This window comes from Sphingobacterium sp. HJSM2_6 (assembly GCF_049316305.1).
Classification (GTDB): domain Bacteria; phylum Bacteroidota; class Bacteroidia; order Sphingobacteriales; family Sphingobacteriaceae; genus Sphingobacterium.
This window is the reverse complement of record NZ_JBMOXB010000005.1, coordinates 41,426-66,057: the sequence shown is the minus strand read 5'-3', so window position 1 is coordinate 66,057 and position 24,632 is coordinate 41,426. Positions and strand designations below refer to the sequence as shown.

The 24,632-nt window shown below is 35.0% G+C and carries 26 protein-coding genes; 24 read left to right on the top strand and 2 right to left on the bottom strand.

Annotation, left to right across the window (positions count from 1 at the left end; all coding sequences use genetic code 11):
• Nucleotides 1-7 precede the first annotated feature (7 nt).
• On the top strand, nt 8-1,585 hold the full coding sequence (locus ACFRAE_RS06160) for a RagB/SusD family nutrient uptake outer membrane protein (RefSeq protein WP_422796255.1): 1,578 nt from the start codon (nt 8-10) through the stop codon (nt 1,583-1,585).
• Between the two features lie 806 nt (nt 1,586-2,391).
• On the opposite strand, the gene ACFRAE_RS06155 is transcribed toward ACFRAE_RS06160, so the two are convergent.
• Nucleotides 2,392-3,312 carry a helix-turn-helix domain-containing protein gene (locus ACFRAE_RS06155; RefSeq protein WP_422796254.1) on the bottom strand — a complete coding sequence of 307 codons (921 nt, stop codon included), beginning with the start codon at nt 3,310-3,312 and terminating at the stop codon, nt 2,392-2,394.
• A 516-nt stretch (nt 3,313-3,828) separates the two neighbouring features.
• Between ACFRAE_RS06155 and ACFRAE_RS06150 the strand changes: the two genes are divergently transcribed.
• From ACFRAE_RS06150 to ACFRAE_RS06040, 23 genes are all read left to right on the top strand, one after another.
• A complete protein-coding gene (locus ACFRAE_RS06150) occupies nt 3,829-4,572 on the top strand; it encodes a carboxymuconolactone decarboxylase family protein (protein WP_422796253.1) in 744 nt (247 codons plus the stop codon).
• A gap of 3 nt (nt 4,573-4,575) precedes the next feature.
• Nucleotides 4,576-5,658 carry an alpha/beta hydrolase gene (locus ACFRAE_RS06145; protein ID WP_422796252.1) on the top strand — a complete coding sequence of 361 codons (1,083 nt, stop codon included), beginning with the start codon at nt 4,576-4,578 and terminating at the stop codon, nt 5,656-5,658.
• A 26-nt stretch (nt 5,659-5,684) separates the two neighbouring features.
• Nucleotides 5,685-6,131, top strand: a complete 447-nt coding sequence (locus tag ACFRAE_RS06140) for a nuclear transport factor 2 family protein (protein WP_422796251.1) — start codon at nt 5,685-5,687, stop codon at nt 6,129-6,131.
• Nucleotides 6,132-6,163: 32 nt separating this feature from the next.
• Entirely contained in the window at nt 6,164-7,228 is a 1,065-nt protein-coding gene (locus ACFRAE_RS06135; protein WP_422796250.1) for an alpha/beta hydrolase, read from the top strand.
• Nucleotides 7,229-7,231: 3 nt separating this feature from the next.
• A complete protein-coding gene (locus ACFRAE_RS06130; protein WP_422796249.1) occupies nt 7,232-7,717 on the top strand; it encodes a cupin domain-containing protein in 486 nt (161 codons plus the stop codon).
• Nucleotides 7,718-8,188: 471 nt separating this feature from the next.
• A complete protein-coding gene (locus ACFRAE_RS06125) occupies nt 8,189-8,572 on the top strand; it encodes a DoxX-like family protein (RefSeq protein WP_422796248.1) in 384 nt (127 codons plus the stop codon).
• Between the two features lie 4 nt (nt 8,573-8,576).
• A complete protein-coding gene (locus ACFRAE_RS06120; RefSeq protein WP_422796247.1) occupies nt 8,577-9,314 on the top strand; it encodes a DUF2071 domain-containing protein in 738 nt (245 codons plus the stop codon).
• The gene (locus ACFRAE_RS06115; RefSeq protein ID WP_422796246.1) at nt 9,305-10,054 is read left to right on the top strand and encodes a class I SAM-dependent methyltransferase; all 750 of its coding nucleotides are present in this window, start codon (nt 9,305-9,307) and stop codon (nt 10,052-10,054) included. The genes ACFRAE_RS06120 and ACFRAE_RS06115 overlap by 10 nt, the downstream gene beginning before the upstream one ends.
• Nucleotides 10,055-10,618: 564 nt before the next feature.
• Complete coding sequence (locus tag ACFRAE_RS06110) at nt 10,619-11,059, top strand: hypothetical protein (RefSeq protein ID WP_422796245.1); 441 nt, start codon at nt 10,619-10,621, stop codon at nt 11,057-11,059.
• 322 nt (nt 11,060-11,381) lie between these two features.
• Nucleotides 11,382-11,858 carry an SRPBCC family protein gene (locus tag ACFRAE_RS06105; RefSeq protein WP_422796244.1) on the top strand — a complete coding sequence of 159 codons (477 nt, stop codon included), beginning with the start codon at nt 11,382-11,384 and terminating at the stop codon, nt 11,856-11,858.
• 91 nt (nt 11,859-11,949) lie between these two features.
• Entirely contained in the window at nt 11,950-12,855 is a 906-nt protein-coding gene (locus ACFRAE_RS06100) for a carbohydrate kinase family protein (RefSeq protein WP_422796243.1), read from the top strand.
• Between the two features lie 33 nt (nt 12,856-12,888).
• A complete protein-coding gene (locus ACFRAE_RS06095; RefSeq protein ID WP_422796242.1) occupies nt 12,889-13,302 on the top strand; it encodes a DUF6157 family protein in 414 nt (137 codons plus the stop codon).
• An 11-nt stretch (nt 13,303-13,313) separates the two neighbouring features.
• The gene (locus ACFRAE_RS06090; RefSeq protein WP_422796241.1) at nt 13,314-13,814 is read left to right on the top strand and encodes a MepB family protein; all 501 of its coding nucleotides are present in this window, start codon (nt 13,314-13,316) and stop codon (nt 13,812-13,814) included.
• Nucleotides 13,815-13,821: 7 nt separating this feature from the next.
• Nucleotides 13,822-14,547 (top strand): DUF2071 domain-containing protein, encoded by a 726-nt coding sequence (locus tag ACFRAE_RS06085; RefSeq protein ID WP_422796240.1) that lies wholly within the window; start codon nt 13,822-13,824, stop codon nt 14,545-14,547.
• 79 nt (nt 14,548-14,626) lie between these two features.
• Nucleotides 14,627-15,199: a YdeI/OmpD-associated family protein gene (locus tag ACFRAE_RS06080; protein WP_422796239.1), complete on the top strand. Its 573-nt coding sequence runs from the start codon at nt 14,627-14,629 to the stop codon at nt 15,197-15,199.
• A gap of 186 nt (nt 15,200-15,385) precedes the next feature.
• Complete coding sequence (locus tag ACFRAE_RS06075; protein WP_422796238.1) at nt 15,386-17,482, top strand: PQQ-binding-like beta-propeller repeat protein; 2,097 nt, start codon at nt 15,386-15,388, stop codon at nt 17,480-17,482.
• Nucleotides 17,483-17,504: 22 nt separating this feature from the next.
• Entirely contained in the window at nt 17,505-18,410 is a 906-nt protein-coding gene (locus ACFRAE_RS06070; RefSeq protein ID WP_422796237.1) for a sugar phosphate isomerase/epimerase family protein, read from the top strand.
• Between the two features lie 201 nt (nt 18,411-18,611).
• The gene (locus ACFRAE_RS06065) at nt 18,612-19,649 is read left to right on the top strand and encodes a Gfo/Idh/MocA family protein (RefSeq protein ID WP_422796236.1); all 1,038 of its coding nucleotides are present in this window, start codon (nt 18,612-18,614) and stop codon (nt 19,647-19,649) included.
• A 323-nt stretch (nt 19,650-19,972) separates the two neighbouring features.
• Nucleotides 19,973-20,380 (top strand): VOC family protein, encoded by a 408-nt coding sequence (locus ACFRAE_RS06060; RefSeq protein ID WP_422796235.1) that lies wholly within the window; start codon nt 19,973-19,975, stop codon nt 20,378-20,380.
• 135 nt (nt 20,381-20,515) lie between these two features.
• Nucleotides 20,516-21,160 carry a Crp/Fnr family transcriptional regulator gene (locus ACFRAE_RS06055; RefSeq protein ID WP_422796234.1) on the top strand — a complete coding sequence of 215 codons (645 nt, stop codon included), beginning with the start codon at nt 20,516-20,518 and terminating at the stop codon, nt 21,158-21,160.
• Between the two features lie 347 nt (nt 21,161-21,507).
• Nucleotides 21,508-22,305, top strand: a complete 798-nt coding sequence (locus ACFRAE_RS06050) for a sulfite exporter TauE/SafE family protein (protein WP_422796233.1) — start codon at nt 21,508-21,510, stop codon at nt 22,303-22,305.
• 71 nt (nt 22,306-22,376) lie between these two features.
• Nucleotides 22,377-22,910, top strand: coding sequence for a dihydrofolate reductase family protein (locus ACFRAE_RS06045; protein WP_422796232.1), 534 nt, complete (start codon nt 22,377-22,379; stop codon nt 22,908-22,910).
• Nucleotides 22,911-22,961: 51 nt separating this feature from the next.
• Nucleotides 22,962-23,426, top strand: coding sequence for a hypothetical protein (locus tag ACFRAE_RS06040; RefSeq protein ID WP_422796231.1), 465 nt, complete (start codon nt 22,962-22,964; stop codon nt 23,424-23,426).
• Between the two features lie 98 nt (nt 23,427-23,524).
• Here ACFRAE_RS06040 and ACFRAE_RS06035 read toward each other — a convergent pair whose 3' ends face one another.
• Nucleotides 23,525-24,385 (bottom strand): glycoside hydrolase family 16 protein, encoded by an 861-nt coding sequence (locus ACFRAE_RS06035; protein WP_422796230.1) that lies wholly within the window; start codon nt 24,383-24,385, stop codon nt 23,525-23,527.
• Nucleotides 24,386-24,632: the final 247 nt, after the last annotated feature.

Below are 24,632 nucleotides of genomic sequence, written 5' to 3'. Positions count from 1 at the left end.
GCGTATAATGAAAACAATATATAAAAAATCAATCTTAAGATGGACAGTTGCGGTATTGGTAACAAGTTTTGGTTTTCAATCCTGTAACAAAGATTTCACTAATTTAACTCCACAAGGAAGTGTTACAAACGAGAATTTTTGGAAAACAGAATCGGATGCCATTGCCGCTGTTAATGGTTTATATCAACATTTTAATAATGATGACCTGTTTGGTAGAGGACTGTTTTGGTATGTTAATGCTTCTGATGATGTAGTCACAGGCCGTACGGATGCTGGTTCTGCTGCGGTACGAAATTTTACGGCCACTGGTGCTGAGGGTAGAGTTAATTCTTTTTATAAGCGGTTTTATGAAATTATACAACGATCTAATTCAATCATCGCAAAGATTCCAGAAATAACTTTTTCTGAGGAACTGAAAAATAGAATATTAGGTGAAGCGTATTTTATGCGTGGTTATGCTTATTTCTATTTAGCACAATATTATGGAGATCAACGCGCAGGTATTCCAATTGTTACAGAAAAGAATATGGTTGAGAAATCATTTGTACGTCCAAAAAATGTAATCGAAAACTTTGAACAAATTGAAAGTGACCTTTTGAAATCAGCTGCTTTATTGCCTTTATTAACTAGTTATGGTGCAGATGATCTGGGTAGAGCTAATAAAGATGCAGCATATGCTTATTTGGCAAAGACTAATCTTCAATGGGCAAGATATGATCAGACTAAATGGCAAGAGGTCGTAAAGTATGCAGATATGGTCACTAATTCAGGTTCCAATCGAAAATTAATTGATACGAATAATCCAAAAGTTGATTTTGCAAGTGTTTTTTATATTTCGAATAATTTTTCTTCAGAATATATATTCTCCGTAGTGTCAAATAAAGTCGAAGGATCAATTTTTCCTGCAGTAGTATTTGAAAACACAGGCTTTGGTTTATACAATGGTTGGGGATATTTTCATCCGACATTAGAGCTATATAACGCTTTTGAACAAGGTGATGCACGTAAAAAAGCGACAATTTTAGAGTTTGCTGATGAATACGTGTTATTTGGAAATGTAACCAAGTATGCTTCTTCTAATTCGCAAACTGGATTTCAATTTAATAAATATATGAATCCATTTTCCTTCCCTAAGGAACAACATTTAAATCCAAATGGAAATTATCCAACTTCAGATTTAAATATTCCTTTAGTTCGTTATGCTGATGTATTGTTAATGAAAGCTGAAGCATTAATAATGCAAGGTAAAAATGGAGATCATGAAATCAATTTGATTCGTGATCGAGCTGGTCTTAATCCCATAAAAGGAGCTACTTTAAATAATTTGAAGCAAGAGCGTAGGGTAGAATTTGCTGGTGAATTCACGGATAGACACTCAGATCTTGTACGATGGGGAGATGCCAAGGAAGCATACAGTAAGCCTGCTACGGGACGCCAACACCTAGTGAAAAATGATCCTAATTCAAAATTTACAATTATAGAAGTATGGCCTGGACGTCAGTTTAATCCTGCAATTCACCATGTGTGGCCTATTCCTCCTCAGGTTATTAGTAATTCAGGTATTGCACAAAATGAAGGTTGGTAAGGTCAGAAAAAACAAGTTATCGTTGAATCCTTAATCAAAAGACAATTGCTTTGGATATTAGCGACTACGAGTTGTCTTTATGTTTAAAATATACAGGCATATAGTTTAAAAAAATACAGTTGATACAATAATGAATAGGGCATGGTCTGAAAAGATCATGCCCTATCAAGGTTTTTAGTAGCATGATTATGACTAGACTATTCCCTTTTTTGGAGCCTGATATGCGGGCATAAAATCAATGAAAATATATCTTTGCTGTAAAAGATGATAAATTTTACGCCTCCCTTGGTAGCGCTGAAATAAATATGGGTAAATCTTTAGCGAATTTCTAGTTATTACTCCTTTTTAGTTACCTATGGCTTATGGGAAAAATAAGGATGTGTTTTGATTTAAACACTTCTTTTTTTTAGTTATTTGTAATAGAAGGTCAATAGCTTTGGTTGGTAGCATTTTCAAATTCCAAATACTATTATCTCGTTCCTATCAACTTAATACCTGTTTTACTGATGCATTTGCTAAGATACATCCATTAAATTTGTGAATCATGCTTCATTTCCTTTAATCGAAAGTAACTATTAAGATTTTCTTGCAGCTTTCAATTTGTAATCTTTGTTATATGATATCTATACTGCCCCTTTCTTAACTAATTATCTGCATATCTACTCATAGGTAATTAAATTTAAACCAAACTTTTATTACTTGCACAAGGGAATGGTAGCAACTTCATTTAGATGCAGCATGGAGGCGGCTTATTCGGAAATTAGGAATTAGCCCTACTTACATCAACGAGGTGATTATTTCAAAATTTAATTTAAATTTTTATACGCATTTGGCGTTATACCAGTCTTTTGCTTAAATAATCGTGTAAAATGTTGGGGATATTTAAAACCTAACTCATAGGCTATTTCGCTAATAGATTTATTGGGAACAAAAAAACGTTCTTTGGCTAATTGAATTACTTTCGATTGAATATATTCTTGTGCGGTTAAATCTGTTTCTTTTTTAATTAAATCACCAAAATAATTACTTGATAAATTTAGTTCATTAGCACACCAGGATACAGATGGTAATCCGATAGTCTGAGGTTTATTTGAAGAAAAATAGTTGTTTAGAATTTCTTCAAATCGTTCTAAAATACCTTTATGAATATTATCCCGCGTAATAAATTGACGGTCATAAAAACGTGAACAATAATTCAAGAACAGTTCAATATTGGATATAATGAGTTGCTTGCTATGTTTGTCTATGGCATGTTGCAATTCATATTGGATTTTGGAAAAGCAATCTTCGACAATCTTCCTTTCCTTTTCTGATAAATGCAGGGCTTCATTGACAGTGTAGGAGAAAAAATGATAATTGCCTAAATTTTTCCCGAGTGAAGTTCCTGAAATCAAATCAGCGTGAAAAACCAAGGCTACACCTTGAGGCTGGTAAAAACTATTGCCATTTTCCCCGATTACTTGATTTGGTGCAAGAAATATCAAAGTACCTTCCTCATAGTCATAGTTGCTCAGTCCATAGCGCAAGTCGCCACAATAAATTTGCTTAAGAAAGACAGTATAGAAGCCATATCGCAAACGCCTAAGTTTTCTTGGTTCGGCTTTATCTAAATGAACCACACTTACCAAAGGGTGCAAGGTTTCATTGTTGTTAAAATCGTTGTATTCCTTTATACTGTTAAAATAAAGTACATCTTCCATTGCCATGTTATTTAAAAACTTACTCACAAAGTTACAAAATCATTGTCCTCTATATGACTAGTCATTTTATAATCAGTGATTTTGGTAGGTAATACCGTAATTGGTATAAGTAATTTGCTAAAATTAACCTGCACCTTTGTCCTAGTTAAATGATTTAATTTGGTTAAAACTTTGAATGTATAGGTTTTAAATTGTTTATAGGAAAGCGAGAATTTAAATTGGATGTCGGATTAGTATGTTTAATATTTATGTTGCTGTTAGCATATACCAAGGAGTGGATAGTCATCATGGTAACCGGATAATCAGGCAAAAGTATCGAACGCTGCATGATAGTACTTCAAAAATAAGTACGAACACTTAAGGAATTTATTTGTTCGTATTTAGACTTCCTACATGGAGATTTCAGGAGCTTTAATAGTATGTAAGCCATTCTTTAAGAAGATACAATCATTGATTTACGATCCATTGGATAATTTTTAAACAGACGCAAAAAGAATTGAAACAACTAGTTGATAATGAAAGTGTTAAATGAACGATAACGGTATGAAGAAACAAAAGGTGAAAGTGGCAGTATTGGTACTTATTGCAATAGTGGGTATGGTCTATCATGTAAACGCTAAACAAATAATGGCAACAGCGAATGAGTTAACTAAGAAAGAACAAAACATAATTGCAATTTCTTCACTTACAGCCAAAGGTGATTTGGATAAGTTGAAAATAGCGTTAAATACGGGGCTTGAGGAAGGGTTAACGATCAATGAAATAAAGGAAGTATTGGTACATACCTATGCATATTGTGGGTTTCCGCGTAGTATTCGGGCTTTACAAAGCTTTATGGAGGTTGTTGATGATCGTAAAGCTAGTGGTATAGTGGACGAAATAGGTGATGAAGCTTCACCTATAGATCAAAACGTAAATAAGTATACGCGTGGGAAAAAGATATTAGAAGAATTAACTAAAACACAGCAGCCAGAATCACTAAGCGGATATTCGGCGTTTGCACCGACAATAGACCGTTTTTTGAAAGAACATTTATTTGCAGCTATTTTTGAACGTGATGTGTTGAACTACGCAGAAAGGGAATTGGTTACCATTTCGGTAATAGCTTCAATTGGTAAAGCAGAACCTATGTTACGTTCACATTTAATCATTTGTCGGAATGTAGGTTTAAATTCCGAAAAGTTACAAGAGTTTGTAACAGTATTAAAATCAACCATTGGAAAAAAAGAAGCTAAAGTGGCTCAGCAAGTTTTAGATGAAGTCCTTGCAAATGATAAAATAAACTAGATTATGATGAGGAATATCCCCTTTTTACTAATAGTAGCAATGTCTGCCTGTACGAACGCAAAAAAAACAGAGAAACACAGCAGCGAAAATTCTTTGATCATTAAGGAACAAGGGAGTTTTGCTGTTGGCGGAACAAAAATCTCTGCGGAAGGAACTTTCGATTTGGCCCAACCATTGAAACCCGATGGACAAACCTTTCACGGTGATCATGCTTATGTCTTTTATCAAGTGCCGCAAGAGGCACGTAAGTATCCAATGGTATTTTTACATGGAGCTGGTCAATCTAAAAAAACTTGGGAAACGACTCCTGATGGACGAGAGGGCTTTCAGAATATCTTTTTGAGACGAGGTTATGGCGTGTATTTGCTTGATCAACCTAGACGTGGAGAAGCTGGCAGAAGCACTATTGAGGAACACATCAAGGCAACTCCCGACGAGCAGTTTTGGTTTACTCAATTCCGAATAGGAAATTATCCCGATTACTTCCCTAACGTTCAATTCCCTAAAGATAAAGCTTCTTTGGAACAGTTTTTTCGACAAATGACACCAAATACTGGAGCTTTTGATGCTCATGTTATTTCAGATGCTGTATCCCAGTTATTTGAAAAGATTGGAGAAGGTATTTTGGTAACTCATTCTCAGGGAGGAGGGCCCGGCTGGTTTACAGCTATAAAAAACCACAATGTTAAAGCAGTGATAGCTTATGAGCCTTATAGTAGCTTCGTGTTTCCAGTAGGAGAATTGCCCGAGGCGATAAAGTCAACAGGTCTATTCGGTCCATTACAAGGTGTCGAAATTCCATTAGCTGATTTTGAAAGATTGACTAAAATTCCAATCGTCGTGTACTATGGTGATAACATTGCAAAAGAGCCAACGGATGTCTGGAATAAAGATCATTGGCGTTCGGGTCTGGAAATGGCAAGGTTGTGGGCAGCAACCATCAATAAGCATGGTGGTGATGCAACCGTAGTACATCTTCCCGAAAGTGGAATTATGGGAAATACGCATTTTCCGTTTTCTGATTTAAATAATAACGAAGTAGCTGATCTTTTGGCACAATGGCTTAAAGAAAAAGGCTTGGATTAATCGGTATAATTAAACTATAAATTATTATGAAAGCAACAATTTTAACCCTGTTTTTAATTGCCCTAACATTACAGTGTTCATGGGCACAAAATTCTGCCCCAGCGCAGGAAATTATTAATCTTTCAAAAGAAAAATGGCAATGGATGTCGGATAAAAAGCTGGATACTCTTAACCGGCTATTTCACGAGAAAGCTGTTTTCGTCCACATGGGTGGTAACATGAACAAGGAGCAGGAGCTTCGCGTTATCAAAAGTGGAGGTATCCATTACAAGAAGGCAGATATCCATGAGGTGTCAGTAAATATCATAGGATCAACAGCCATACTTTTAAACAGGATTACACTGGTAGCGGTGGTGGGAGGAAATGAAGTGACAAACCCATTTGTAGTCACCGAAGTGTATGTAAAAGAAGGGGATAGCTGGAAATTAGGCTCCATGTCATTCACGAAATTATTAACGGCTTCAGACCGATAAGTAATTTTTGAAAAGGTAACAAATTAAATAAAATGAGAATTTTAACATCAATAATTGCAGTAACTTTTACATCGATAGCGACAGAGAGCGTGAATGCTCAACATTACCATAAAGCAGAACAAAATCCTTATTCTCTAGTATATGAGGGAGCAATCTCCGAGAATGTAATTGGAAAAGTAAATATCCATCCAGTGACTTATACATTAAACGGAATTGATATCGTTGCAAATGTTTATACTCCAGCAAACTATACTGCTTCGAAGCAATATCCAGCTGTAGTCGTAGCCCATCCTAATGGAGGTGTCAAAGAGCAGACCGCAGGATTGTATGCACAACGCTTAGCGGAAGCTGGGTTTATTACACTTGTGGCTGACGCAAGTTATCAAGGCGGTAGTGGGGGTAAACCACGGCATACGGATAAGCCTCAATTCCGTACTGAGGATATACACGGAATGGCTGATTTTATGACGACATACCCTGGGGTGGATCAAAATCGATTAGGTATTTTGGGTATTTGTGCTGGTGGGGGTTATACATTGAAAGCTGTACAAAGCGATAAACGTTTTAAAGCCGTCGCTACATTAAGCATGTTCAACTCCGGTGAGGTAAGACGTAATGGCTTTCAGAACTCCCAATTAAATAGTATTCAAGAACGCTTACAACAAGCGACCGCAGCACGTACACAGGAGCGTGTAGAAGGAAAGATAAGTTACGTAGGTGTGGCTAGTATTACGGATGAAGAAATTGCCAAAACTTCAACTGACTTGTATCGTGAAGGGTATGAATATTATTATAGGACTCACGCGCACCCAAATTCAACTTTCTTATATACCATGAGCAGTTTAATGGATCTGATGACCTGGGATGCAACGGATGGGATTGAATTAATTAATCAACCTTTGTTAATGATTGCAGGAAGTAAAGCAGATACTAAATATATGACGGACGAAGCGTTTAGCAAAGTCAGTAATGCTGAAAATAAAGAATTGTTTTTAATTGACGGTGCCACGCATATTCAAACTTATTGGAAGGCTGAATATGTAGAGCAAGCTGTAAATAAGTTAGTAAAATTCTATCAGAGTAAATTTAAGAGTTAAAAAATGATGAAATTAAAAAGTATAGTATTATTTTTCTTATTTGGAACAACGGCTATTTCTTGCCAACAATCATCTGTAAAAGATCAAGCTATTCAACCGAATAGCCATGAACCAATATTCGCAAAAGGGGAAAGGATTACAAATGATAATTTCACTGGAACCGCTTGGCTTAACAATTTGGTTAGTGCAGACAGTGTTAATCAGAATGCCGTTGGAAGTGTTACTTTTGAACCTGGCGCAAGGACAAAATGGCATTCACATCCCGCAGGACAAATTATTTTAGCTTTGGAGGGAGTAGGTTATTATCAGGAAGAGGGAAAGAACAAGGTAATCATTCGTAAAGGAGAGGTCGTAAAATGCCCTATTGATGTTCCTCACTGGCATGGTGCAAGCGCTGATACTGCTTTTGTTCAGATAGCCATTACTGGACGTGAAAAAGGTGAAACTGTTTGGTTGCATGAAGTGACAAACGAAGAATACAATCAATAAGATCTATTGTTGCTTTTGAAACGCATCGTGTTTATTTCTTAGGGTAGCATGAAGCATCAGGTTTTAACTAATATTTTTATCTAGGCTGCTGCTTACGGTTCAAATAGCTCTAATAGGAGTATGTTTAAAAAAAACGAAATTCGATTCTTTAGAGGTAACTTATTTAGTTGCCTCTTTACATGAAAAAAAACTAACCAGATAAAACCTTCTTTTTCGGAGTGTAGCAGATGTTTGCTGTGCTTTGTGCTGAACCGAACCTTCGGTGTAAGTAGATTAGTGTATGACTAAGCAAAGTCTTTCAGCTAATTACATATCTAAAAGCTTGCTCTTTATTTCTGTTGATAAAATAAGATATTCAGAAGTTATCAACTAACTCTCATGGAGTTTTATGTTAAATTGCATAAACATATTGTATCTTAGTATTGTGAACTCATATAAAAATGAAAGTATTATTTTTTTGATTTTTTTACAATGAATGCAAATAGAATTTATAATGTTTTAAATTATTGTTTTGCTTTAATTTGGATTATAAACGGACTCTTTTGTAAAATTTTAAATCTAGTACCTAGACACGAGCAGATCATTGCGAAGATTTTAAATGAAGACTATTCCAGACCATTAACCATATTAATAGGATTTTCGGAAATCTTAATGGCTTTTTGGATTTTAAGTGGAATTATGCGAAAACTAAATGCAGTTGTACAAATCGCAGTAATTGCGTTTATGAATATTCTTGAATTCATACTTGTGCCAGATTTATTACTTTGGGGAAGAATGAATATGGTTTTCGCATTTCTATTGATATCAGTAATATACTACAACGAATTCTATTTACGCAAAAATCTATACTATTAAAGCAATGTTAGCTCAATTAAAAAATCATCCTTTTGCAGTTGAAGCCTATTTTGAAAGTTCATTAGTGTTAACTTTTGCTGTTTCAAAAGAACAATTGCAATCTTTAATTCCGGATTGTTTACAATTGGATACTTTTCAAGATAAATGGGCATTTCTAGCAGTAGCGATGGTTCAAACCAAAGATTTGCGACCGAAAGGTTTTCCTAAACTGTTGGGAAACGATTTTTTTCTTATTGGTTACCGTGTTTTTGTTCGGTACACTAATGCTGCAGGTAAAAATTTACGAGGTTTATATATTTTGAAATCAGAAACCAATAAACCTAAAATGGAATTTTTTGGAAATATCTTCACTCACTATAATTATACCAGCACCGATATTCAACAAGTTGAAAATCAAAAATCCAAAGAAATATCCTCCGTTAAATCAATCTTCCAAGTACGCATTGGCAAAGGAGAGGAGGACATCGCATTACCTGAAAATTCACCTTTTGATAGTTGGAAGGAAGCTAGAAGATTTGCAGGACCATTACCATTTACATTCACTTATAATTATAAAACTAAGGAAGTACTTATCATAGAAGGCGTGCGCCAAAACTGGCTGCCAAGTCCAGTTAAAGTTTTAGATTACCATTTCGATTTTTTGAATAGGTTAAAACTAGATAATCCAATTTTAGCCAATGCTTTCATCATTAATGATATTCCTTATTATTGGAAAAAAGGTAAAAAAGAATTATGGAAATAAAGAGACGTCAGTTTCAAGGCCTTATAAATATTCTAAGCTTTAACAGGCATTTTTATGTATATGGATTAATTGCTTTGGCTTTTATTATTGGAAGTAAGGTCATGTTTCATTGGTCAGACCTTTTATTTTGGGTTATTATTGCAGGATTCATCTACGGACTATTAATGCCTTTGATTGTATCAGCTTATGTTTATGATTTTTCTGGATTTTATAATTTTAACTGGTTAAGGCAAATGCATTTTACTAATGCAAAGGACAGTTTTATTTTGAATATAAATGCTGGATTTGATGAGACTAGCTTTATTATAAAAAGTGTTCTTTCGGAATCTCAGTTACAGGTATTTGATTTTTATAATGCGAAACAGCATACGGAGCCTGCTATTGTGCGAGCAAGAAAAGTGAGTAGGGTATATCCTAATACCATACAGATAAGTTCGAGTGTTATTCCATTAAATGACCAATCTGTAGACCATATCTTTTTACTATCCGCAATTCATGAAATCCGCAGACACGAAGAGAGGGTGCAATTTTTGAAAGAATGTCACAGAGTATGCAAACCTACTGGAACCGTAATTATGGTTGAACATTTAAGAGATTTACCGAATTTTATAGCTTTTACTATTGGGTTTACGCATTTTTTCTCAAAAAAAACTTGGGAAAAATCCTTTAAAGAGGCAGGTTTCCAGTCTTTTAAGGAACAAAAATTTACAGCATTTATGTCTGTTTTTGAATGCAAGTAGTAATGGAAATACATTTTAAAATAATAGGTGTTCTATTGATCGCTTTGGCATTGTGCCACCTTGTCTTTCCAAACTATTTTAATTGGAAAAAGGAACTGAAATCATTAAGTATGATTAATCAACAGATGATGAAAGTTCATACTTTTTTTATTGCTTTGACTGTGTTTTTAATGGGTTTACTATGTTTAACCTATACATTAGATTTGATTAATACAAGATTTGGAAAAAAAATATCGCTAGGCATTGGTTTATTCTGGTCGTGTAGACTATTAGTGCAATTTTTCTTTTATTCTACCGAACTCTGGAAAGGGAAAAGGTTTGAAACGTTTATACATCTTTTATTTTCCCTATTATGGATATATTTAAGTATTATTTTTTTGTTCAACTACTTTTATTGATATAGCTAGGTTAAAGACTTCTAATTTATATTATTATATCAAAATATTCAAAACAATGTTTTTGAGTTTTGTGATCTATTACCAGCCGATACGCTAACCTTTTGTAAATGCTCCCAAAAAAGTATCGCAAATTTCAGGTATTTTTAAATTAATTAATTCGCCAATTATGTTAAAAACAGTATTAAAAAATACATTGTTTCTCTTAGTTGTACTGATTGGTTACGAGGTAATCAGAAGAAATGTTGGTGGTTTTGCAGGATCTTATCCATTCGCTGAAACTTGGACCTTGAATAAATCCATGGTTGATGTGGAAGAAAATCTTAAAATATTACAGCAAAAAAATCCTGATTTATTTTTAGATAAACATGAGCTAAAACTTGACAATGATCCAACCGGATATTGGAAAATAGTCAATTTTTATTACCCTGAAAGAAATGAAATTATTAAAGTACTTATAAGAGGTTTTGAAAATAACTGTAAAGTTTTATTGCTAAGTTTTGAAAATAAAAATACAGCGACAATAAGGTTGATGAATAAGGATTTTAATTGGTTTGAAAACAGGAAAGAAATTAAATTATTCGAATCTCGGATATTAGAAAATTTATAATTAAAACCTGTTTGTCAGTGCGTCCATGAAAGTCTATAAGTTTAGATTTTAACCAAGTATTTCCATCGGAGTATATTTTTAATCATCTAAATAACCGCAAGAATGATTTGTGCTTATAATATTTATCACTTAAACCTAATTTTCAGTATTTATATGGCACACGTTGCCGCATGTAGTAGGTAAAATTTTTATGTTGAATGTAAACTTGAAATGCAAGAAAAAGAATGTGTTTATAAGTTTAAAATAACTAATTTGTATGGAATGAGTGGACAACAGAACTAATGCTTATAATATCATTCTACTTCATTTTTCATAATCAATAATGGAAAAAATAATTTTAGAAACCATGATAAACGCTCCAATGGAAAGGGTGTTTGATCTATCAAGAAGTATTGATTTGCATAAAATTTCCAGCAAAGGAACCAATGAACAGGCTGTAGGTGGAAGAACCTCTGGACTTATTGAGTTAGATGAATTTGTGACTTGGCATGCAAAACATTTAGGTTTTTATCAAAAACTTACCGTTAAAATTACGAGCATGGAAAAGCCTAATTTTTTTGAAGATCAAATGCTCAAAGGCGCATTTTCGAAAATGAAACATTTACATCTGTTTGAAACCATAGACCAAAGAACAAAAATGACCGATATTTTTGAATTCCAATCTCCATTTGGCTTTATTGGTACGCTAACAAATAAATTGTTTTTAAGAAATTATATGATGAGATTTCTCGCATTGAGAAACCAAGAAATAAAAAGAGTCGCCGAAGGAGAAGAATGGAAGGAGCTGTTAAATTTTTAAAAGTTCTCATATATGATTATCTTATTTATTCTTTGATTTTTAGCAAAAAAACTAATACTAGGGCCTTAATATCCTTAAACAACTTTATCCTATGAGTGAAAAAAAAGAACTACAAGTAGCCTGTTTTGGCGAAGTTTTATGGGATTTATTTCCAGGTCAAGAAAAGAAAGCGGGAGGTGCTCCATTTAATGTCGCTTACCATCTTTCTAGGCTAGGAGTTGATGCTCGGATGATTAGTGCTGTTGGGAATGATGATTTGGGGCAGGAACTCCTAAATCAATTGAAGAACTGGAACCTTCCTTTAGAAAACCTTCAAATCCTTTTAAATCAGCCAACCAGTACAGTGCTAGCAACATTAGATGAGAACAATGATGCTCATTATGAAATTGTTGCGCCAGTAGCTTGGGATTTTATTGAATTTGATAGGCAGGCAAAAGAACTTATGGAGGCTTCCGATGCGCTAGTCTTTGGTTCCCTTGCGACTCGGAATAAGGAATCTCGAGACACCTTGTTTTCATTACTTGAATATGATAAACTTCATGTTTTTGATATTAATATCCGTCAACCTTTCTTTCATCTTCCTACAATAGAAGAATTATTAAAACGAACTCATATTGCTAAGTTTAATAAAGCTGAATTACTGCTTTTATTGGACTCCCTTGCTAAGAATTTACCTACGGATGAAGACCGTATTGCGTATTTACAAGACCGGTATCGCATTGAAGAGATTATAGTATCGAATGGAGCGATTGGGGCATGTTATGCCACAGCTCAGGGTATTCAGTATTTTCCTGCAAAACATGTGAATGTAGCCGATACAGTAGGAAGCGGAGATGCTTTTTTAGCCGGATTTTTATCTAAACGATTAGCTGGTGAAAAAAATGAGTCGCTGATCATGAACGAAGCCATCTCTTTAGGTGCTTTTATCACAGCGCATCATGGTGCTTGTCCTTCTTATACTATGGAGGAATTTGAAGATTTTAAGCGCCAATTATAATCATTAATTTTGCTTTAATTATTAGTTTTTACGATGAAAATACACAGCAGTAATTATGTAAATTCCTTTATTGAAGTTTCTGAAGATACAAAAGCGGTTAATGGAACACCGCCGCCTAAAAAAGATCATAAAACGATTGCTGAAATGCAATTTGAACTAATTTCTAATAGTCCATATCATTATACTTCGGACGATGTATTATTCCAAGTGTTTGCAGAAAGAAATGAATTATCAAACGAAGAGCTTGCAGATGCGCGTGTGCAGTTTTTTTCAAAAGGTCAAGCCTGTTTTAGAGCTTCTCCCTTAACAAAAACGTATGGATTTGGAATCCACAGCGATGCAGATGGTAAAATAGCATTGTATGGAATGGAAACAGAGGAATATCAAAATTTTATAGCTAATGCTTCTATAAAAAAGTGGAAGGCTATGAAATCTAGCAAATCATAACTTTATTCTTGATGAGCGAAGAATTAAAGCGATTTGAAGGTGTTTTACATCAATTGATTGGTGTAAGTTTTGAGTGTGTAACTCCCGAAAAGGAATGTATGGCTTATGCAGGATACAATTTTCAGATAGGGTCAAAGATCATAAAATTTCGGAAAGCGAAAATCACTCCTAAAAAAACAGGGCAGTTTGTGACCTTATGGAAAAGAAATGCATTTAAGCAGACAGAACCATTCCACGAAACAGATGAATTTGACTTTTGTTTTATTGTTGTAGAACAAGATGATCAGTATGCTGTTTTGGTGTTTTCTAAATCTGTATTAAAGCAAAGGAGACTAATATCAAGTAGCCTAGGCTTAGGAAAACGTGGATTTAGAGTATATCCCGATTGGGTAATTACTGAAAACAGCCAAGCTCGGAAAACGCAAGACTGGCAAAGTGATTATTTAATTAACTTGTCATCCAATGATTTGAATGTGCGAGATAAATTGAAAAGCTTATTAAATTTATGCTAATAACGTTATGATATTGAAAATACCCACTATTCATGGAATTATTGAGCGACGTATTTTGATTAATTATGTTGCAGAGCCAGAAGTAATTGAAAAGATTTTACCGAAACCCTTTCGGCCTAAACTTTTCAATGGAAAAGCTATCGTGGGAATTTGCTTAATCCGATTGAAAAATATTAAACCTAAAGGCTTGCCGGATTTTCTGGGTCTTAAATCGGAGAATGGAGCACATAGATTTGCAGTGGAATGGGATGAAGATGGAGAAACTAAAGAAGGGGTTTACATCCCGAGAAGGGATTCAAATTTACGATTGAATACGCTAGTGGGGGGAAGGGTTTTTCCTGGAAAACATTATTATGCAAAGTTCCATGTTCAGGAAGAAAATAACCATTACCATATAGATTTTTTGAGTTCAGATCAGACCGCAATTTCAATTGATGCTAAGCTTACCGATAAATTGGACACAACATCTATTTTCAAATCATTAGATCAAGTGTCTGATTTTTTTGAAAAAGGATCCATAGGATACTCCATGAATGGGAAAGTTTTGGAAGGACTGCAACTGAATGTGTACCATTGGAGTATAAAGCCATTGGAAGTAATGCAGGTAAAGTCGAGTTTCTTTGAAGATGAGCAGGTATTCCCAAAAGGAAGTATTCATTTTGATCATGCGATTTTGATGGAAAATAGGGAACATGAATGGAAATCTTTGCCAGCAATTCCATGTATTTCTTAATTAAGAAACAAGATGAATTCTATAATAAATAAATAGTTCCTATTATGTATTGGCGGTGTTTTATACATTTTTTAATGATATGAACGAAGTAGAAGTTTATGATCCATCCGATCGAAAGGCATGGCGAAGTTGGTTAGCAAAAAATCATGCCACTAAAACCTCCGTTTGGTTGGTTTTATATAAAAAGAATGCACAAAAAGCAACAATATCATGGCGAGAAGCAGTCGACGAAGCCTTATGTTTTGGATGGATTGACAGTAAAAAAATAAAAATTGATGCGGAGTCTTCTCATCAGTATTTTAGTCCTAGAAAAGCCAAAAGCGGATGGTCTAAGATAAACAAAGCAAAAGTTCAAGAATTAATCGAGCAGGGATTACTTACACCTGCAGGGTTGAAAAGTATAGAAACGGCCAAAAATAATGGTTCTTGGAATTTATTGGATGACGTGGAAGCTCTAATTATTCCAACGGATTTAGACCAAGCTTTTGCTCTCTATTCAGGATCCAAAGATTATTTTTTAACCTTGAGTAAATCCGTTCGAAAGATGATGTTGCATTGGGTATCGAGTGCCAAAAAGATAGAAACCCGTCATAAAAGGATTGTTGAAATTGCAGCAAAGGCTGGGGAAAACAAAAAACCTAGTGTCTTTTAATTTGGTTTCAACATTTTCCAGCGCTACAGTACCAACAGTTTGAGGCGAAAGCGTTTGGAGGAAAGTGTTGTTTATCAGAATTATTACCTATTATCATTTCAGTCTTCCTGTAAAAATGCACATCTTTGTCTAACACTTGGAAATTTCATTGCTTTCCAAGTAACCTAAACCTAAGTCAAATAGCAAATGAAAAACATATTTCCTTGGATAATTATGCTATGTTCATTTATTTCCTGTCAAAATCCAGATCGGTTTACAGTGAATGATTGGGCCTATGCAGGAGGACAGGAGAGTCAACAGAAATATTCCAATTTAACACAAATCAATAAAGAAACGGTTTCTCAATTAAGCTTAGCATGGACTTACCATTCATCAGATCCATCTGGGAATGTACAAATGAATCCTGTCATTGTCGATGGAATCGTTTACATCACTACACCAAAACAGGAAGTAATCGCTGTAGAAGGGGAAACAGGAAAGGAGAAATGGCGTTTTAATCCTGCGAGGGAATCGGAACAATTTGCCGGAATTAATCGGGGAATTGCATTTTGGCGTAAAAAAGGAGAAAGAGACCGGATATTTTTTACAAGTGCTGGATATTTGAATTCAATTTTCGCGGAAGATGGAAAAGTGGATACAAGTTTTGGAGATTTTGGACGAATATCGTTGAATGAGGGTCAAGTTAAGCCTGCAGATCAAATGGGAATTACTGCTCCTGCAGCCCCAGTATTGTATAAGGATATGGTTATTGTGGGAGCAATGACTTGGAGTTCTCCAGCGAATGTAAGTGCCTATCATGTCAAAACTGGAAAACGCGTTTGGATCTTTCATACTATACCGCAACCGGGAGAGGTAGGCTATGAGACATGGGCAAATCAAGACTCCTGGAAGGATGGTGCAGGAGTAAATGTGTGGGGAGGTTTGAGTGTCGATTCTAAAAATGGAATGATTTATTTCTCTACAGGACAGCCTAAGAATGATTTTTTTAGACCTGATAACGAAGGAGACCAATTATTTGGAAATTGTGTTGTAGCTATCGATGGGGAAACGGGGAAGCATATCTGGCATTATCAAGCGATAAGACACGATCTTTGGGACTTAGATCTTCCTTGTGCACCAATCGTTACTGAATTGAACATGGATGGCGTACAAATACCTGGATTGGTACAATTAACAAAAACTGGAAATGTACTTTTATTTAATCGGATAACCGGGGAATTATTATCAAAAGTGGAGGATAGGGAAGTCCCAGCGAGCAGTTTGGAAGGGGAGCATGCAAGTACTACTCAACCCTATGTACTTTGGCCAGAACCTTTCGCTAAGCAGGTGGTCACCCAAGAGGACTTGACGAGAATAGATTCTACTTCACATGCTTTTGCGTTAAATAGGTTTCTTTCAGCCGATGCAGGTTGGTTTATACCTCCATCCCTTAAGGGGATTATTTATTATGGAATTCATGGCGGAGCAGAGTGGGGAGGAGGTTCTTATGATCCTAATGAAAATATGATTTACGTCAATGCTAATGAATTGGCTTGGCATATCACGATGCAAGAAATCAATCAACCATCCGCGGCAAATCAAACAGCCTTGAATCACCCTGGAAAGGCTTTATTTCTGAAGAATAATTGTTCAAATTGTCATGGAGCTAATCGTCAAGGAGTGGGAGGTATTCCAAAACTCGTCGATTTAAACAGTAAATATTCCGAGCAAGAGTTAGTTGCCTTGATCCGAAATGGAAAAGGAGCAATGCCTCCATTTCCGCAAATTGGTCAAGAAGAGATGCATACGATAGCTTCCTTTTTATTGGATCAAGAGGCTAAAGAAACGAAACTTCCGAGTGCTATTGAGAAACCGGTATACCGCGCTATGGATTACACGAAATTTTTAGATCAAAATGGTTATCCTGCAACTGCAGCACCTTGGGGCACCTTAAATGCGTTGGATTTAACTACTGGAAAGGTGCGCTGGAAAGTGCCATTGGGGGAACATCCTGAACTGACGGCTAAAGGTATTCCGCAGACAGGAACGGAGAATTTTGGCGGAAGTATCGTAACGGCAGGAGGCTTAGTTTTTGTTGCAGCAACCAGAGATGAAAAAATACGGGCGTTTGATAAACATACAGGTCAAGTGCTTTGGGAGTATCAACTGCCTTTTGGTGGTTATGCTGTACCTAGTACCTATGCCGTAAATGGAAAACAATACCTGATCATTGCTGCTACTGGAGGTGGTAAATTAGGTACAAAAACTGGTGATGCTTATATTGCTTTTGCAATACCTGAATAAATAATCTTAGAATAATGACCCTATGAAAAAACATAACATCAATTCATTAACGATAGTTGGGATTATCATCTTGCTATTTACAAATTTTCAAAAAAGTATGGCGCAAAAGCGCGATATATTCGATAAAAACAACTTGTTGGCCTGGTGTATTGTACCTTTCGATTCTCAAAAAAGAGGCCCTGAAGAACGTGCAAAAATGCTTTCTGATTTAGGTATCAAGAAATTTGCCTACGATTGGAGGGAGGAGCATGTTCCTCAATTCGATGAAGAATGGAGAGCGCTTCAAAAATATGGTATTGAGCTCAGTGCTTTTTGGATGATGACTGGTCAAGAGCCTGAAAAGGATCGATTTGTTCAAGAAATATTTGATTTTTTAAAACGTAATGGGATTAAAACTCAAATCTGGTTATTAGTCGGAGAACCAGCTAATTTCCCCGCCTTATCCCAAGAGGAAAAAGTAAAAACCTTGAGTATACCAATCAAATATATTGCTGAAAAAGCAAAGGAATTGGGTTGTGAGGTTGCGCTATACAATCACGGCGGTTGGTTTGGAGAACCTGAAAATCAATTGGAAATAATAGATTTTCTTAAAATGAAAAATATAGGAATCGTTTACAATTTCCATCACGCCAGATTTCATCATGCTCAATTTAAATCTTTTTACCCTAAGATGCTCCCTAAATTAATGGCGCTAAATATTGCGGGTCTTCAATCGGGTGTTACTGAACATGCCTTTCGCGTAGGCCAAGGTGATGTAGAAAAAGACATGTTGATGCAAGTTTGGAAAAGTAAATACAAAGGACCTATAGGAATATTGAATCATGACCATAATGAGGATGCTAAAAAAGGATTGATGGATGAAATGGAAGGTTTGAAAAAAATATTAGAAGAAATAGGTAATAAAAAGGCCAGAAAGTCCTTTGATTAGTAGGCTTTTGGAAGCTGTGCTTTTAAGCTATATAAATTAGGGAAGGAAAAACATAGTATGATATTTATAGGTTATACTGCTATTTATTTTCAATATTTTTAGCGTAGTGGAATTTATTTGAAGCCAATATAAACGATTAAACTATACATCATGAGAATACTCTTCATCCAATTACTTGTTATAATTTGCACATTGCCTACCATGGCAAAGCAACCTTTAAAATTAGCTGTAGCAGGACTTAGTCATGGGCATGTTGATTGGATATTTAATAGAAAAGATAAATCTGATGTGCTATTGGTTGCGGTTTATGAACAAAATAAAGAGCTGGTAGATCGTTACGTCAAGCGATATCAATTGGATCCTTCCATGTTTTATACCAACCTCGAAGAGATGTTAGTTAAGGAAAAGCCGGATGCAGTTTCAGCATTCGGGGCGATCAGTGAACATGTTAAAATCGTCCGTGCTTGTGCACCTAAGAAAATTCATGTGATGGTAGAAAAACCACTAGCAAGTACATTTGCCGATGCCAAGGAAATGGAACAGTTAGCTGCAAAATATCAGATTCAAGTATTAACAAATTTTGAAACTTCCTGGTATGAGAGCAATCAACAAATAAAAAAGATGGTAGAAGCAGGTACTTTGGGGGAATTGAGAAAGGTAATGGTCAATGATGGGCATCAAGGTCCTAAAGAAATTGGTGTGAGCCATGAGTTTTTAGAAATCTTAACAGATCCAAAATTGAATGGCGCTGGTGCGCTTATTGATTTTGGTTGTTATGGAGCAAATCTTATGACCTGGCTTTTGAATGGGGAACGTCCATTATCGGTCACCGCTGTACTGCAACAGAATAAGCCTGAAATATACAAAGAAGTAGATGATGAAGCTACGATTGTATTGCAATATCCTAAAGCGCAATGTGTAATTCAGGGTTCTTGGAACTGGACCTTCTCTAGGAAAGATATGGAAGTGTATGGAAATAAAGGTTATGCGATCGCAAGTAACGCGAATACACTTAAAACTAGACTTCAAGAAAGTAAACCAGAAGAAGTAATTCAGTTAGCTGCTAGACCTGAACCATTTAATGATCCTTTTTCTTTTCTCGCAGCAGTGATCAATGGTTCGCATCAATTAGATAAAAACGATCAATATGGGTTAGCAGTGAATGTGATTGCGGTTGAAATATTGGAGGCCGCTAAACAATCTGCGAAGCTGAAAAAAACAGTATTCTTAAAACCCTAGGGTTTTTCTAATTGACAGAAACTAGGATAAGGTAAGTAGGATTGCCTTTATCATTTAATACTAGCCATCAGGCTACCGCGAACCATCAGATTTAGCCTGATTTGTTTGAATGACTGCTTGATGGCCTATACCATTTAATTCGCCCCAGTTAAACCAACTAAATTTCTTTATTTCTTGTCCTTAGGCAAGTTTCTTTAACCTTCAAGTGCCTAAATTGCAATGGACAAACATTTGTGAGAAATCCTTGTTTTTCTTTCAATTGTAATGTTGTTTCGCTAAAACAATAGAGTGAACAAGCCTATGAAAGTGCTAATTTATATATTATGACAAAAGAAGTATTTATCAATCTACCCGTTAAGGATGTCCTAAAAGCAATGGATTTTTACTTGGGTTTAGGGTTTACTAATAACCCTCATTTCTCAGATGATCAAGGCAAATGTATGGTTTGGAGTGAGCATATATATGTGATGTTATTGTCGCATGAAAAGTTTTCTAATTTTACCCATAAATCTATTGCCGACACCAAAAGTAATATTGCCGGACTATTTGCCTTATCTGTTTCCAGCTTTGATGAAATCAATGAAGTAATGGAAAAGGGATTGAATGCAGGAGGCGTTGAGCCGTTTGAGGCTCAGGATTATAGCTTTATGAAGCAAAGGACTATAGAGGATTTAGATGGCCATACCTGGGAAATCTTTTACATGGATATGGAACAGGTTCCAAAGGCATAGGATTATACGATTAGCTATTGCTTCAGGATAATAAGCTTTTTTAGCCACTGATCATCAAGAAATCTAGTGCCATTTTCTACATTTCAATAGGTGAAGAATCCAGGTCCACCTAAAAATTGATATGTTTGCTATACTATGGAGGATAATAAAGAAGCTTTACTTGCTAAAACCTACGAAGGAATTTTTGAACAGAAACTTTTAGAAGAAATTCAAGAGGTTTGTAAAATAATGACTTTTCAAGAAGGTGATGTATTAATTGACTATCATCAAAATATTAGATCCATGCCTTTATTATTATCTGGAGCTATTCGTGTGATGCGTGAAGATTATGATCGTGGCGAATTGTTATTATATTACCTGGAAAAAGGTGATACTTGTGCGATGACAATGACCTGTTGTATGGGCGAACGAAAAAGCGAAATTAGAGCTATTGGGGAGGTGCCAGGGCAAATAGCGATGATACCTGTGTATAAAATGGCTGAATGGATTAGTAACTATAAATCTTGGATGTCCTTTGTTTTCGATAGCTACCACAATCGCTTTAATGAGCTTTTAAATGCTGTGGATACCATTGCTTTTATGGATATGAAAGATCGATTATTAAATTATCTTTTCGAAAAATCAAAAGTTGAAAGTAGCCATATCGTTTTTAAAACCCATCAAGATATTGCCAAAGAATTAAATACTTCCAGAGTGGTCGTATCCAGATTGTTGAAATCATTAGAGAAGGAAGGACGAATAAAATTGAATCGAAATAGTATTGAAATTCTAATTCAATAATTACCTCTGCAAAGCCAATATACTGCAGCTGAAAAACAGATTTATTGCTATCAAACTACAGGCTGACCCATTATCTTTGACAGATAAAAGCATGTTTTTTTATAGCAAGGACAGCAAATTTCTCCTCGCTAGTTTCATGTTCAAGTACTTCTTATTCGACAACTCTTTTTTGATATCAATACGATGAGGATTATTGATAGCTTCCCTTATTCAATTTAATCCCAGATTGACCACATAAATAAAACATCCATTTTATGGTAAAGCCTTGTATTCCTGAAGGGGCTTGTGTAACATATGTAACCGTATGCTAGATTTACTGTACTGATATTTGCAATAAATTTAAACACATGGAGATTTTTGGATATTTCGCTTCCGTAATTATCGGAGTTTTGTTAGGCTTAATAGGAGGTGGAGGCAGCATTTTGACCATGCCTGTTTTGGTTTATTTATTTGGGATTATGCCTGTGACGGCTACTGCATATTCCTTATTCATTGTTGGTATAAGTAGTCTAATTGGCTCCATAAATTATGTTAAACAGGGAATGGTCAGCTTAAAAACGGCTATTGTTTTCGGCATTCCATCGATCATAACGGTATTTTTAACGCGGAAATTTATAGTGCCTGCTATTCCAGCTATAGTGTTTAGCAATCCACAATTTATTATCAGTAAAGATGTTTTCCTATTATTGCTTTTTGGAATACTCATGCTAATCGCTTCGGTAAGCATGCTTAAAAAGGCTAAAGACAGTTCAAATAATCATTTTGATAATCCGCAATTCAATTACCTAATCATTCTATTGGAAGGAACTTTTGTTGGCGTTCTTACTGGATTAGTAGGAGCCGGAGGTGGCTTTCTGATTATTCCAGCCCTAGTTATGCTTTCAAAACTACCATTTAAACAAGCTATTGGAACTTCTCTTTTAATTATTGCCGCTAAATCTTTGATCGGTTTTGTCGGAGAACTACATTCTTTTGCAAGTTTTGATTGGTCTTTATTAATTGTTATTACTGTTTTGGCTATTTTAGGAATATTCATGGGTATATATCTCTCGAAATTTGTTAATAGCGAGAAGCTTAAACCAGGTTTTGGAATTTTCACCTTGATTATTGGGATAGCGATGATCATTAAAGAGCTCTATTTTTAAGGTTAACAAAAGAATAAAAACCGTAGTAGGCTGTAAACGCTTTATAAAGATTATTGTTAGTTTTATACCTTATGAGAAAAATATCCCTATTTATCGCGATGAGTATTGACGGCTTTATCGCAAAAAATGACGATAACCTTGATTTTTTAAAAATAGTTGAACGCGAGGGCGAAGACTATGGGTATCATAAATTTGTGGCTGATATCGATACGATCATTATTGGTCGAAAAACCTATGACTATGTAAAGCAAACGATTGGTTTAGCGCATTATCAACAATCGGAAAGTCAGGTAATTGTACTCAGTCGAACTGCTCGTTCCAATGATGGGAATATTCAATTTTACAATGGAGATCTCCCCGAATTAATCAATGGATTAAAAAATAAGGTTGGTAAAAATATTTATTGTGATGGTGGAGCAGAAGTGATTCATGAATTACTCAAACATGATTTTATTGATGAGATGACCATATCCATAATACCTATATTGCTGGGTGAAGGAATTCGATTATTTAAAAATGCTATCCCCGAAAAATCATTCACATTAATTTCCTCCCAAGCGTACCCATCCGGGTTAGTGCAACTTTATTATCGAAAAACAATATAATTAAATTAAGGATAAGTATATATTATTGGGAAATTAACTGTATTTTCCCAGATGCAAATAATTGACTTATTACCGAAAGAACATTTAATAAATGATGATAGTAAATTAAGGGAGATGTGGGTTCAATTTCAATATTTAATTAAACTGCTAAAATCAAGAGATCTTCCAAGTACACTTGTTGATAAAATAAATGAAGAACTCCATCAATTAAATTTGATTGAGTTACCTAATAAAAATTTCAAGCAAAAATTAAAATCAGCACAAACTCAAATTATTAAAGATCTAGAAAAAGATGTAAAACTAGTTCCTATTGGATACTATAGAACCTTATGGTTAGCATTGGGTATGGCTGTCTTTGGAATTCCTTTCGGCCTTTTTTTAGGATTATTTACGGATAACATGGGTTTGCTAGGAGTCGGATTACCGATAGGTTTAGGAATCGGTGTCGCTGTAGGTACTAAATTAGACAATAAAGCTGCTGAAGAGGGTCGACAGTTGGATGTGGAACTTAAATAAATTCCGTTAAAGATCTTCGAAATCGTAGAATTAAGTTTTTCCACTAATTAGCACTTGGCTTTGAAGAAATCCATAAAACCTCTCAGGGGCAGCCTGATTTACTTTTCAATTAAATCATATTTTCGAACATAGTCCACTTCAAATATTGCGGGAAATGCTGATTCGTCAATTCCTTTTTGACCTCCCCAATTACCTCCCACAGCAAGGTTGATTAACCAATGAAATTTTTGATCGAAAGGCCAGCTTTCAAATCCTTTTCCTTCATTATCAAAATGAAAAATTTCCACATTATCTACAAATCCTTTAATATAAGTTGGTGTCCAGTCTACGCGATATAAATGAAATTTACTCGTCGCATTTTTTATTTTTTTAGTAGCTGTTTTTTGGGTATTGATCGAGTGATGGTACGCCTTACTATGTGTCGAAATATGCACAACATCTTGGTCATAACCTACATGTTCCAGGATATCTATTTCACCAGATGCGGGCCATCCTCCATAAACAGATTCTGTCGGTAACATCCAAATAGCGGGCCATGTACCCCTACCAACTGGAACTTTTGCTCGCGCTTCAAATCGTCCATAGAGAAAATCTCCTTTATATTTACTCACTAGGCGCGTAGAAGTAAAATTTAGGCCTTCTTTAGGCTCTTTAATCGCCGTGATTTTAAGAACTCCTTTAGCTACATGCGCATTTTTCTCCGCAGCTTTTGTATAATATTGTAACTCATTGTTTCCCCAACCATTCCATTTTGATCCAATATCATAGGACCATTTCGTAGAATCAGGCAATCCAGAATAATTGAATTCATCAGACCAAGTTGGTTTCTTCGTAAAAGTATAATTTATGGCTTGGTCGATTTTTTTTGTTTTCGATTTTTCAGACTGTCCTATTAATTCATTGTTTAATAGCAAGATGAAGGCGAAAAAAAATAGACTTGAAATAGGAGTTAGTTTCATAGGTTTTAGGTATAATTTGTTTTTTTAAAAACGCTTTCTACAACTAATTTACATAATTTAATTATTCATTTGTTTCATTTTAAAAGAATATTTCCATTAATCTACTGGATTACAAAAAGTGTATTTGCAAATAATGTCTACTAAATTTATAGATTTAAATTATTAGTTTTATATTTATCTAAAATTTAGAGCTTTAATGGAATGTTTTACCAGAAGCTCTTGCTCTTTTTCATTTTAATAAACGTAA

Coding starts and splice junctions, on each gene's coding strand:
- ACFRAE_RS06085 (WP_422796240.1), top strand. CDS start 13,822: ATGATATTGAAAATACCCACTATTCATGGAATTATTGAGCGACGTATT.
- ACFRAE_RS06045 (WP_422796232.1), top strand. CDS start 22,377: ATGAGAAAAATATCCCTATTTATCGCGATGAGTATTGACGGCTTTATC.
- ACFRAE_RS06090 (WP_422796241.1), top strand. CDS start 13,314: ATGAGCGAAGAATTAAAGCGATTTGAAGGTGTTTTACATCAATTGATT.
- ACFRAE_RS06055 (WP_422796234.1), top strand. CDS start 20,516: ATGGAGGATAATAAAGAAGCTTTACTTGCTAAAACCTACGAAGGAATT.
- ACFRAE_RS06050 (WP_422796233.1), top strand. CDS start 21,508: ATGGAGATTTTTGGATATTTCGCTTCCGTAATTATCGGAGTTTTGTTA.
- ACFRAE_RS06070 (WP_422796237.1), top strand. CDS start 17,505: ATGAAAAAACATAACATCAATTCATTAACGATAGTTGGGATTATCATC.
- ACFRAE_RS06145 (WP_422796252.1), top strand. CDS start 4,576: ATGATGAGGAATATCCCCTTTTTACTAATAGTAGCAATGTCTGCCTGT.
- ACFRAE_RS06100 (WP_422796243.1), top strand. CDS start 11,950: ATGAGTGAAAAAAAAGAACTACAAGTAGCCTGTTTTGGCGAAGTTTTA.
- ACFRAE_RS06120 (WP_422796247.1), top strand. CDS start 8,577: ATGTTAGCTCAATTAAAAAATCATCCTTTTGCAGTTGAAGCCTATTTT.
- ACFRAE_RS06110 (WP_422796245.1), top strand. CDS start 10,619: ATGTTAAAAACAGTATTAAAAAATACATTGTTTCTCTTAGTTGTACTG.
- ACFRAE_RS06140 (WP_422796251.1), top strand. CDS start 5,685: ATGAAAGCAACAATTTTAACCCTGTTTTTAATTGCCCTAACATTACAG.
- ACFRAE_RS06135 (WP_422796250.1), top strand. CDS start 6,164: ATGAGAATTTTAACATCAATAATTGCAGTAACTTTTACATCGATAGCG.
- ACFRAE_RS06060 (WP_422796235.1), top strand. CDS start 19,973: ATGACAAAAGAAGTATTTATCAATCTACCCGTTAAGGATGTCCTAAAA.
- ACFRAE_RS06095 (WP_422796242.1), top strand. CDS start 12,889: ATGAAAATACACAGCAGTAATTATGTAAATTCCTTTATTGAAGTTTCT.
- ACFRAE_RS06150 (WP_422796253.1), top strand. CDS start 3,829: ATGAAGAAACAAAAGGTGAAAGTGGCAGTATTGGTACTTATTGCAATA.
- ACFRAE_RS06115 (WP_422796246.1), top strand. CDS start 9,305: ATGGAAATAAAGAGACGTCAGTTTCAAGGCCTTATAAATATTCTAAGC.
- ACFRAE_RS06080 (WP_422796239.1), top strand. CDS start 14,627: ATGAACGAAGTAGAAGTTTATGATCCATCCGATCGAAAGGCATGGCGA.
- ACFRAE_RS06125 (WP_422796248.1), top strand. CDS start 8,189: ATGAATGCAAATAGAATTTATAATGTTTTAAATTATTGTTTTGCTTTA.
- ACFRAE_RS06035 (WP_422796230.1), bottom strand. CDS start 24,385: ATGAAACTAACTCCTATTTCAAGTCTATTTTTTTTCGCCTTCATCTTG.
- ACFRAE_RS06040 (WP_422796231.1), top strand. CDS start 22,962: ATGCAAATAATTGACTTATTACCGAAAGAACATTTAATAAATGATGAT.
- ACFRAE_RS06075 (WP_422796238.1), top strand. CDS start 15,386: ATGAAAAACATATTTCCTTGGATAATTATGCTATGTTCATTTATTTCC.
- ACFRAE_RS06105 (WP_422796244.1), top strand. CDS start 11,382: ATGGAAAAAATAATTTTAGAAACCATGATAAACGCTCCAATGGAAAGG.
- ACFRAE_RS06065 (WP_422796236.1), top strand. CDS start 18,612: ATGGCAAAGCAACCTTTAAAATTAGCTGTAGCAGGACTTAGTCATGGG.
- ACFRAE_RS06130 (WP_422796249.1), top strand. CDS start 7,232: ATGATGAAATTAAAAAGTATAGTATTATTTTTCTTATTTGGAACAACG.
- ACFRAE_RS06160 (WP_422796255.1), top strand. CDS start 8: ATGAAAACAATATATAAAAAATCAATCTTAAGATGGACAGTTGCGGTA.